This is a genomic window from Microbacterium sp. Soil_C_42 (genome assembly GCF_057656735.1).
Genome location: NZ_JBDGJU010000026.1, coordinates 49,282 through 59,022, shown reverse-complemented (window position 1 = coordinate 59,022; position 9,741 = coordinate 49,282). Strand labels below are relative to the sequence as shown.

9 protein-coding genes are annotated in these 9,741 nt (G+C 70.3%); 8 read left to right on the top strand and 1 reads right to left on the bottom strand.

What is annotated here, in order from left to right:
- The coding region (locus AC3A46_RS14415; protein WP_487665809.1) for a MinD/ParA family ATP-binding protein at positions 1-893 on the top strand (893 nt) is incomplete at its 5' end.
- Positions 894-928: 35 nt separating this feature from the next.
- Here the strand turns inward: AC3A46_RS14415 and AC3A46_RS14410 are convergent.
- Positions 929-2,158 carry an MFS transporter gene (locus AC3A46_RS14410; RefSeq protein ID WP_487665808.1) on the bottom strand — a complete coding sequence of 410 codons (1,230 nt, stop codon included), beginning with the start codon at positions 2,156-2,158 and terminating at the stop codon, positions 929-931.
- Positions 2,159-2,255: 97 nt separating this feature from the next.
- Between AC3A46_RS14410 and AC3A46_RS14405 the strand changes: the two genes are divergently transcribed.
- The 7 genes from AC3A46_RS14405 to mnhG all read left to right on the top strand — a co-directional run bounded on the left by AC3A46_RS14405 (position 2,256) and on the right by mnhG (position 9,737).
- Positions 2,256-3,317: a LacI family DNA-binding transcriptional regulator gene (locus AC3A46_RS14405; protein WP_487665807.1), complete on the top strand. Its 1,062-nt coding sequence runs from the start codon at positions 2,256-2,258 to the stop codon at positions 3,315-3,317.
- Positions 3,318-3,463: 146 nt separating this feature from the next.
- Entirely contained in the window at positions 3,464-6,400 is a 2,937-nt protein-coding gene (locus AC3A46_RS14400) for a Na+/H+ antiporter subunit A (RefSeq protein ID WP_487665806.1), read from the top strand.
- On the top strand, positions 6,397-6,942 hold the full coding sequence (locus AC3A46_RS14395; protein ID WP_487665805.1) for a Na(+)/H(+) antiporter subunit C: 546 nt from the start codon (positions 6,397-6,399) through the stop codon (positions 6,940-6,942). The genes AC3A46_RS14400 and AC3A46_RS14395 overlap by 4 nt, the downstream gene beginning before the upstream one ends.
- Complete coding sequence (locus tag AC3A46_RS14390) at positions 6,939-8,522, top strand: Na+/H+ antiporter subunit D (RefSeq protein WP_487665804.1); 1,584 nt, start codon at positions 6,939-6,941, stop codon at positions 8,520-8,522. Before AC3A46_RS14395 ends, AC3A46_RS14390 begins: the two co-directional genes overlap by 4 nt.
- Complete coding sequence (locus AC3A46_RS14385; RefSeq protein WP_487665803.1) at positions 8,519-9,118, top strand: Na+/H+ antiporter subunit E; 600 nt, start codon at positions 8,519-8,521, stop codon at positions 9,116-9,118. Before AC3A46_RS14390 ends, AC3A46_RS14385 begins: the two co-directional genes overlap by 4 nt.
- Positions 9,115-9,381 carry an MrpF/PhaF family protein gene (locus AC3A46_RS14380; RefSeq protein WP_311293483.1) on the top strand — a complete coding sequence of 89 codons (267 nt, stop codon included), beginning with the start codon at positions 9,115-9,117 and terminating at the stop codon, positions 9,379-9,381. The genes AC3A46_RS14385 and AC3A46_RS14380 overlap by 4 nt, the downstream gene beginning before the upstream one ends.
- Positions 9,381-9,737: a monovalent cation/H(+) antiporter subunit G gene (mnhG, locus tag AC3A46_RS14375; protein WP_487665802.1), complete on the top strand. Its 357-nt coding sequence runs from the start codon at positions 9,381-9,383 to the stop codon at positions 9,735-9,737. The genes AC3A46_RS14380 and mnhG overlap by 1 nt, the downstream gene beginning before the upstream one ends.
- Positions 9,738-9,741 lie beyond the last annotated feature (4 nt).

Here is a 9,741-nt window from a genome sequence, read left to right as displayed (position 1 = left end):
GTGGCCGCCCCCGGGCGACGACAGGCTGGCAGGGCGCCGTGCGGCGCGCGACCGGCGGCCTGATCTCGCCGGCGCCGGGCCGTGTCGAGCGTTCGCGCCTCGACCGCGAGAGGCGCGTGCAGCGGCGACTCGACGCCCCCCGTACGATCGTCGTGCTCAACCCCAAGGGCGGGGCGCACAAGACGACGAGCACTCTGCTGCTGGCGGCGACCTTCGGCACGCTGCGCGGCGGCGCGACCCTCGCATGGGACAACAACGAGACCCGCGGCACGCTCGGCTGGCGCGCGCAGCACGCGCCCCACCACCGCACCGCCGTCGACCTTCTCGAGGACCTCGACGAGGCCTCGAACTTTCGCGGGTCCAGCCTCGCGGCGCTCGACCACTACGTCCGCACGCAGGTCGACGCCCGCTTCGACGTGCTCGCCTCGGACGAGGATGCCGCGGCCTCCTCGACGATCGACGCGGCGGCGTTCGACCGGCTCCACGCCCTGCTGCGCCGGTACTACCGCCTGATGATCGTCGACACCGGCAACAACATGCGTGCCTCGAACTGGGTCGCGGCCGTCGCCGCCGCGGACCAGCTCGTGATCGTGTCGACGGTGCGCGAAGACACCGCGGCCAGCGCCGCGTGGCTGCTGGACGGCCTGCGGGAGAAGGGCTTCGGCAGGAAGATCGACGAGGCGGTGACCGTTCTCACGGCCCCGTCCTCCCGCCCGGACCGCAAGCTCGAGTCACGCCTGTCGCAGCACTTCGAGCAGGTGACGTCGGCGGTCGTGAACGCTCCGTTCGATCCGTCGCTCGTCGACGGCGGCCCGATCGACTTCGACGCGCTGTCGCCCGAGACCCGCGACGCGTGGCTCACCGTCGCGGCCATCGTGGCCGACCGGCTCTGATCTGATCCGGCCCGGCCGCCGAGGTCGGCGCCGTCTCAGTGGTGCGCGTGACCCGCGCCGACCTTCGAGCCGGCGATCGGCTTCGCGGCGCCGGAGGCGAGCCCCGACATCGCGATGAGGGCGACGATGATCCACAGGGTCGGCAGGATGCCGATCTCGTGGCTGATCCAGCCGAGGATCGGCGGGCCGCACAGGAACGCCAGGTATCCGATGGTCGCAGCGGCCGAGACGGACGCCGCGGCCTTCTTCGGGTCGTCGGCCGCCGCGGACATGCCGAGAGGGAAGCCCAGCGATGCGCCCGCGCCCCACAGCGCGATGCCGATGAACGCGATCGGCAGGTTCGGCGCGAGGATGAACATGATGAGGCCCACGCCCGCCGCGATCGACAGGATGCGCAGCGACCACACGCGGCCGATCCGGTCCACGAGCGGGCCGCCGAGGATGCGGAACGTCGTCATCGCGACCGAGAACACCGTCAGCGCGATCGCGCCGACCGCCTCGGTCTGGTCGTGGCCGTCGACCATGGCGATCGTGAGCCAGTCGTTGGCGCTGCCCTCGGCGAACGCCATGCCGAGCATGATGGCGCCGATCGCGTAGGTGCGCGGGTCGCGCCAGACTGCCAGCACCTCGGTGAAGCGCTCGCGGCGGGTGGCGGTCGTCGAGGGATCGTCGTGCATGCTCTCGCGCACGGGGACGGCACGCAGCGACAGCAGCCCCGCCGCGGCGACGAGCAGTCCGGCGGCGCCCAGATGCCACCCCACGCCGATGCCCGCAGCCGCCATCACCACGCCGAGACCGGCGCCGGCGACGGTGCCGAGGCTGAAGAAGGCGTGGAACAGCGGCATGAGCGTGCGCTCGAACGACTGCTCCACCGCGGCGGCCTCGACGTTCATCATGACGTCGGTGGCACTCATCCCGAGGCCCATCAGCCCGAGTCCGACGGCGGTCACGAGGTAGGACTCCGCGAACTCGACGCCGACGCCCGCCACCACGACGCCGAGCGCGAAGGTGATGATCGTCGCGAACATCCCGCGCCGGGCGCCCCAGCGCGCGACGATGACGTTGGCGAGCGACAGACCCACGATCGACGCGGCGCCCGAGACGAACAGCAGCACGCCCACCTGGAGGTCGTTGATGCCGAGGTCGCTCTTCACGGCCGGCAGACGCGCCGCCCACGACGCGAAGCCGATTCCCATGATGAGGAAGATCGTGAAGATCGCGGTGCGCCAGGGGACCAGCTGTCGACGGGTGAGCGCGGTATCCATCCGGACATGCTACCGAATCGATTCGACCGACGCTGAACAGGACCTGTCCGAATCGATTCGACATCACATATCGGCGAACGGCTACGATCGTCACAGCATGAGCCGTCAGGACACCGGCATCCGCCGCGCCACGATCTCGGACGTCGCCCGCGAGGCAGGCGTCTCGCCGTCGACCGCCTCCGTGGTGTTCAGCGGCAAGACGCCCGTATCGGAGGCGACCCGCCGCCGCGTGCTCGACGCGGCGGCAGCCCTCGGCTACACCGGCCCCGATCCCCGCGCCGCCTCGCTGCGCCGCGGCCGCTCGGGGATCGTCGGCGTGGTGTTCGAGGAGCACCTGGGCACCGCGTTCCTCGACCCCGTCAAGACGCTCATGATGGACGGCCTCGCCGACGCGGTCACGCCGCTCGGCGCGGGCCTGCTGCTCCTGCGCGACCACGAGCCCACCGGGAGCGGCCCCTCGCTCACCACCGCCCCGCTCGACGCCGCCGTGCTCATCGGCTGCAGCGGCCTGCTGCGCGAATCGCTCGAGACCGTCAAGGCGCGCGGCATCCCGGTCGTCGTCATCGAGGGGGATGCCGGCGACGACGTGCCGCGCATCGGCCTCGACAATCGCGAGGCCCAGCGCCAGGCCGCGAGCCACCTGCGCGCGCTCGGGCACCGCGAGGTCGCGATCGTCACGCTGCCGGCTCGCGCGGACTGGCAGCGGGGCTGGCTGCACGACGACACCGCGGTGACCGTGGACGTCACCCGCGAGCGGCTCGCCGGCGCCCTCGACGTGTTCCCCGACGCCACCGCCTACGCCGCCGCGGGCAGCTTCATCGACGAGGGGTTCGCCGCCGGCCGCGAGATCTTCGCCGACTCCGATCGGCGGCCGACCGCCGTCATCGCGCAGAGCGACCTGCTCGCCGCCGGAGTGATCCGCGCAGCGGAGGAGGCCGGTCTGCGCGTGCCGGAGGACGTGAGCGTCACGGGCTTCGACGGCATCGTTGTCGACGGCCTCGCTCCGTACGAGCTGACCACCCTCGTACAGCCCGCCACCGACAAGGGCCGTGCCGCAGGCGCTGCCGTCGCCGCGATGCTGGAGGGCACTCCCGCGGCGTCGATCCGGTTCACCTGCACCTTCCGTGAGGGCAACACCACGGGCCCCGCGCTCGCCTGAGACCCGCTCGAACGACGGCGCGATGTATGCCGCCCGGGCGATCGGGTGCGACACGCCCGTTAGGATGGTTCCTGACACCCCGATCGCCTGGGCTTTGCGCCGTGCTCCTCTGACCTGCGCCTGCCGACGACCCCGAGGAGGCCCGAATGCTCCTCGTTCTCGGTGCGTTCGCGGTCGTCCCGATCCTGCTGCCGTGGCTCGTGGCGCGTATCGGCGCCCGCGCGTTCTACATCGCGGCGATCCTCCCCATCGCGGGTTTCGTCTCCGCGGCCGTGCTCACCCCGCAGGTTCTCGCGGGTGACATTCCGTTCGAGACATACGCCTGGATCCCTCCGCTCGGGATCGACCTCTCGATGCGGATGGACACGCTGTCGTGGCTCATGACGTTGGTCGTCACCGGCGTCGGCGCGCTCGTGATGATCTACTGCCGCTGGTATTTCCGCGGCAAGAGGGAGAACCTCGGGCAGTTCGCGGCGGTTCTGCTCGCGTTCGCGGGGGCGATGTACGGGCTCGTCCTCACGGACGACCTCGTCGTCCTCGTGATGTTCTGGGAAGTCACCAGCGTCCTGTCGTACCTGCTCATCGGGTACTACAACAAGCGCGCGGCGAGCCGCCGAGCCGCGCTCCAGGCGCTTCTCGTGACGACGCTCGGCGGACTCGTCATGCTCATCGGCGTCGTGCTGCTCGTCGTCGATGCCGGGACGTCGAGCATCTCGACCATCCTGGCCGAGGCCCCCACGGGCCCGATCGTCGACGCCGCGCTCGTGATGATCCTCGTCGGCGCGCTCAGCAAGTCGGCGATCTTCCCCTTCCACTTCTGGCTCCCCGGCGCCATGGCCGCGCCGACCCCGGTGAGCGCCTACCTGCACGCGGCGGCCATGGTGAAGGCGGGCATCTACCTCATCGCCCGTCTCGCGCCCGTCTTCGCGATCGCCCCGCCGTGGCGGCCGATCGTCATCTCGCTGGGCGTCTTCACGATGCTGCTCGGCGGTTTCCAGGCGCTGCGCGAGACCGACCTCAAGCGCGTGCTCGCCTTCGGCACCGTGAGCCAGCTCGGCCTTCTGACCGTCGTGCTCGGCTACGGGACGAGGGATGCTGCGCTGGCAGGCCTCGCGCTGCTCCTGAGTCACGCCCTCTTCAAGTCGGCGCTGTTCCTCGTCGTGGGCGTCATCGACCGCCAGCTGTCCACCCGCGACCTGACGGAGCTCTCGGGCGTCGGCCGCCAGGCGCCGGTCATGGCGACGTTCTCGATCATCGCCGTCGCGTCGATGATCGGGATCATCCCCACCATCGGCTTCGTGGCCAAGGAGGGCGCCCTCGCGGCGCTCCTGCACGAAGCGCTCGGCGGCGCGGTGTGGGGGATCGTGGCGCTGGCCGGCATCTCTCTCGGCTCCGTGCTGACCGCGGGATACGGCATCCGCTTCCTCTGGGGCGCGTTCTCGACGAAGCGTGCGGCGAACGGCGACCGCATGCCCGACACGGAATGGCCGGACCCGCCGATCGGATTCCTCGTGTCGCCGATCGTGCTCTCGGGACTCACCGTCATCGCCGGGGTCGCCGCGCCGTGGATCGACAAGGCGTTCGCGCCGTACGCCGATCAGGCGCCGGTCTCGACGCCCGGCGTGCCGGCGCCCGCGCACCCCGCGCATCTCGCCCTCTGGCACGGCCTCGAGCCGGCGCTGTGGATCTCGCTCGCGACGATCGCGATCGGCGTGCTCGTGTTCTGGCTGACGAGGGGGTGGCGTCCCGCCAAGCGCCTGCTGCCGTTCACCGCGGCCGAGGTCTACAACGGCGCGCTGCGCGTCATCGCGCGCCTGTCGGTGGTCACGACGAGCCTCACGCAGCGCGGTTCGCTTCCGGTCTACGTCGGAACGATCTTCGTGGTGTTCGTCGCGGCCGAGGCGACCGCGCTGCTCGCGAGCGACGACTGGCAGGCGAAGCTCGACGCGTACCAGACGCCCACGCAGCTGCTCGTCGCGCCCATCATGATCGCGGCCGGGCTCATCGCGATCCGTGCACGCAAGCGGTACACGGGAGTCGTGCTGGTGTCGGTGACCGGCCTCGGCATGGTGCTGCTGTTCGCGACGAGCGGCGCGCCCGACCTCGCGCTCACCCAGATCCTCGTCGAGACGGTGACGCTCGTCGCGTTCGCACTCGTGCTGCGCCGGATCCCGTCGCGGCTGGGCGAGCACAATGCCTCGGTGTGGCCGGTCGCGCGCGCGGTGCTGGGCGCGGCGGTCGGCATCACGATGGCGTTCGTCGCGATCGTGGCCACCAGCGCCCGCGTCGAGAAGCCGATCTCGGACGCCTTCCCCGACCTCGCCTATGAGCTGGGGCACGGCAAGAACGTGGTGAACGTCGCCCTCGTCGACCTGCGCGGCTGGGACACCATGGGCGAGCTGTCGGTGCTGATCCTCGCGGCGACGGGTGTGGCATCCCTCGTCTTCGTCACCCACCGCGCCGACACGCTGTCGCGCGCGATCTCGTCGCTGCCCACCGGAGCCACGCGTGCTCGTCGGCCCCTCGTCGAGACTTCCGACGGACTGCGCCAGCGCGGCGACGAGCGTGGCAGCGGTCGCATGGCGTGGCTCGTCGGCGGCCAGCGGGTACGGCCCGAGAACCGCTCGATCATGCTGGAGGTGATCGTGCGGATCCTCTTCCACACGATCATCATCGTGTCGCTGTATCTGCTCTTCGCGGGTCACAACCTGCCCGGCGGCGGGTTCGCCGGCGGCCTCGTCGCGGGCATGGCGCTGGTCATGCGCTACATCGCGGGCGGCCGCTACGAGCTCGGCGCCGCCGCCCCGACCGACGCCGGACGCCTGCTGGGCACGGGCATGACCATCGCCGTCGCCTGTGCGATCGTGCCCGTGTTCTTCGGAGACCAGCCGCTCACGAGCTACTTCTGGGAGTGGGACGTGCCGATGCTCGGCCACGTGGAGTTCGTCACCTCGACACTGTTCGACATCGGCGTCTACCTCGTGGTCATCGGGCTCGTGCTCGACGTGCTGCGCAGCCTCGGCGCGGAGGTCGACCGCCAGGCGCAGGAAGCGCGCGAGCAGCAGGGGGTGACGGTGCCGTGAACGTCTCCCTCGTCCTCATCGTCGTGATGGCCGTGCTCTTCGCATGCGGCGTGTACGCCATGCTCGAGCGCAGTCTCACGCGCGTGCTCATCGGGTTCCTGCTGCTCGGCAACGCGACGAACCTCCTGCTGCTCATCGTGATGGGCCGCCCGGGGGTCGCGCCGTTCTTCGGCTCGGCCTCCGTCGACGACATGTCCGACCCGCTCCCGCAGGCCCTCACGCTCACCGCCATCGTCATCACCTTCGCCGTCTCCGCGTTCCTCCTCGCCCTGATCTACCGGTCGTGGCAGCTCGGCCAGGCCGACACCGTGGCGGACGACGAGGCCGACCTCGAGGTGCGCGAGCGCGCCGCCGAGGCCGAGGAGACGATGGACGAGGAGACCGAGATCGAGGACGCGGACGACGACGCGACCACCGACTTCGTCGGGACCGACACCGCGCCGATCACGATCCTCGGCGCGCGAGACTTCGCGGGCCTCCGCGATGACGCCCCGGTGGACCGTCCCTCCCCGGATCCGCGGGATCGGGGTGACGACGCATGACCCAGATCGCGCCCGCCCTCGTCCCGCTGCTCGTCACGCTGCCCCTGCTCGGCGCCGCCATCGCGCTCATCGCCGGCCGGCACCGCAAGACCCAGGTCGTCGTATCGGTCGTCACGCTGAGCGCCGTCACCGTCATCGCGGCGATCCTGCTGTACGTCGTCGACACCGGCGACCAGCCGATCGCCGTGTCGGTCGGCGGCTGGCCGATCCCGTTCGGCATCGTGCTCTACGTCGACCGGCTCGCGGCCCTCCTCGTGGTGGTGTCGAGCATCGTGCTGCTCGCGGTCCTCCTGTTCTCGGTCGGTCAGGGAGCCGCCGACGGCGACGACGACACGCCGGTCTCGATCTTCCACCCGTCGTACCTGATCCTCGGTGCGGGCATCTTCAACGCGTTCATCGCCGGCGACCTCTTCAACCTCTACGTCGGATTCGAGATCCTGCTGGTCGCCTCGTACGTGCTCATCACGCTCGGCTCGACCGAGTCGCGCATCCGCACCGGCGTCGTCTACATCGTCGTGTCGCTGGTCTCGTCGATCCTCTTCCTCGCGGCGATCGCCATGATCTACGGTGCCCTGGGCACCGTGAACATGGTGCAGATCTCCGAGCGCATGGGTGAGCTGCCGCAGGAGACGCAGCTGATCCTCCACCTCATGCTGCTGCTGGCGTTCAGCATCAAGGCGGCCGTCTTCCCGCTCTCGTTCTGGCTGCCCGACTCGTACCCGACCGCGCCCGCTCCGGTCACTGCGGTGTTCGCGGGCCTTTTGACCAAGGTCGGCGTCTACGCGATCATCCGCACCGAGACCGAGCTGTTCCTCGACAACGACGTGAACCAGCTGCTGATGTGGGTGGCGCTGGCCACCATGATCGTCGGTGTGCTCGGCGCCGTCGCGCAGGCCGAGCTGAAGCGAATCCTGTCGTTCACGCTCGTGAGCCACATCGGCTACATGATCTTCGGGCTCGCGATCGCGACGCCCGCCGCGATCGGCGCGACGATCTACTACATGGTCCACCACATCGTGGTGCAGACGACCCTGTTCCTCGCCGTCGGCCTCGTCGAGCGCCGCGCGGGCTCGACCTCGATCCTCCGGGTCAAGGGCCTCATGAAGGCGGCCCCCGTGATCGCGGTGCTGTACTTCATCCCCGCGATCAACCTGGGCGGGCTGCCGCCGTTCTCGGGCTTCATCGGCAAGTTCGCCCTGTTCGACGCCGCCGCGCAGGTCGGCACGCCGATCATGATGGTGCTGATGGTGGGCGGCATCCTCACCAGCCTCCTCACGCTCTACGCGCTCATGCGCGCGTGGAACCTCTCGTTCTGGCGTGAGGACGAGGACTCGGCCGAGACCGAGGCGCGCATCTCGTACCTGGGCTCGGCCCCCGCGGCCGGCGTCGAGACCGAGCGTCGCGTCATCCCGAAGATCATGACCGCGGCGACCACCGGCATGGTGGCCATCACTGTCGCGCTCACCATCTTCGCCGGACCGCTCTACGACGTCTGCACCCGCATCGGCGAGGCCCTCCTGCAGCCGGTCTCCCTCACGCAGCTCGAAGACGACGCCGCGGGAACGGAGAAGGCGCCGTGAGCCCCGACCTGCCCCAGAGCCGGCTTCGTCGCGGCTTCGCGACCGCGTGGCGGCAGCTGCCCTTCTTTGTGTGGCTCATCGCGCTGTGGATGCTGCTGTGGGGCCAGTTCACGTGGCTCGCGTTCCTCACCGGACTCGCAGCGGCGCTCGTCGTGACCCGCGTCTTCCGCCTGCCGCCGGTGGAGCTGTCGGGTCGCGTGAACCTGTGGTGGGGCCTCGTCTTCGTCGTCGAGTTCCTCCTCGCGGTGGTGCAGGGCTCCCTCACAGTGGCATGGCAGGTGCTCGACTTCCGCCGGCGGCCCGGGGCGGCGATCATCGCCGCGCAGCTGGTCACCGACGACGACCTGATCATGACGCACACGGCGGTCACGGCATCCCTCATTCCGGGATCCCTCATCGTCGACACCGATCGCGACCGCCGCATCCTGTACCTGCACGTCATCGGCGTGCGTGACGACGCCGACGTCGAGAAGCAGCGCGCGAGCGTGCACCACTGGGAGGAGCGCATCGTGCGCGCCGTGGGCTCGCACGCGCAGCTGCAGGCGATGCGCAACGCCGCCCCGCACGGCACGGTGGATCGAGGAGGTGCCCGATGAACATCCTGCTGCTCGCGATCTACGTGATCTTCGCGGTCGCGGCGCTGCTCACGCTGTGGCGCATCGTCATCGGACCGTCGATCCTCGACCGGGCCGTGGCATCCGATGTGCTCCTCACCCTCGTGATGTGCGTGCTCGGTGCCGAGATGGCGATCAACCACCACACGCGCACGCTCCCGGTGCTGCTCATCATCGCCGCCGTCGGCGTGTTCGGATCGATCTCGATCGCCCGGTTCGTCGCGAGAAGGGACCAGGACCGCTGATGGACGCCATGCTCGACCTCGCCGCCGTGATCCTGATCCTCATCGGCGCGCTGCTGTGCCTGACCGCCGCGATCGGCCTGCTGCGGTTCCGGGACGTGCCGACGCGCCTGCATGCCGCGACCAAGCCGCAGGTGCTCGGGCTCATCCTGATCTGCCTCGCGATCGCACTGTCGCTGCGGTCGTGGCCGGTCGTCGCCTTCCTGGTGCCGGTCGTGCTCATTCAGCTGGCGACCGCCCCGCTCTCGGCGCACATGGTGGGACGCCAGGCCTACCGCAACGGCACCATCGACGAGACGGGCCTGTACATCGACGAGCTCGCCGAATCCAAGCGCACCCCGCCCGCGTCGGGCGGCTGACGCG

Bases quoted from the DNA above. Each gene is read 5' to 3' on its own strand.
- AC3A46_RS14410 (WP_487665808.1), bottom strand. From the start codon at position 2,158: ATGGATACCGCGCTCACCCGTCGACAGCTGGTCCCCTGGCGCACCGCG.
- AC3A46_RS14405 (WP_487665807.1), top strand. From the start codon at position 2,256: ATGAGCCGTCAGGACACCGGCATCCGCCGCGCCACGATCTCGGACGTC.
- AC3A46_RS14400 (WP_487665806.1), top strand. From the start codon at position 3,464: ATGCTCCTCGTTCTCGGTGCGTTCGCGGTCGTCCCGATCCTGCTGCCG.
- AC3A46_RS14390 (WP_487665804.1), top strand. From the start codon at position 6,939: ATGACCCAGATCGCGCCCGCCCTCGTCCCGCTGCTCGTCACGCTGCCC.
- AC3A46_RS14380 (WP_311293483.1), top strand. From the start codon at position 9,115: ATGAACATCCTGCTGCTCGCGATCTACGTGATCTTCGCGGTCGCGGCG.
- mnhG (WP_487665802.1), top strand. From the start codon at position 9,381: ATGGACGCCATGCTCGACCTCGCCGCCGTGATCCTGATCCTCATCGGC.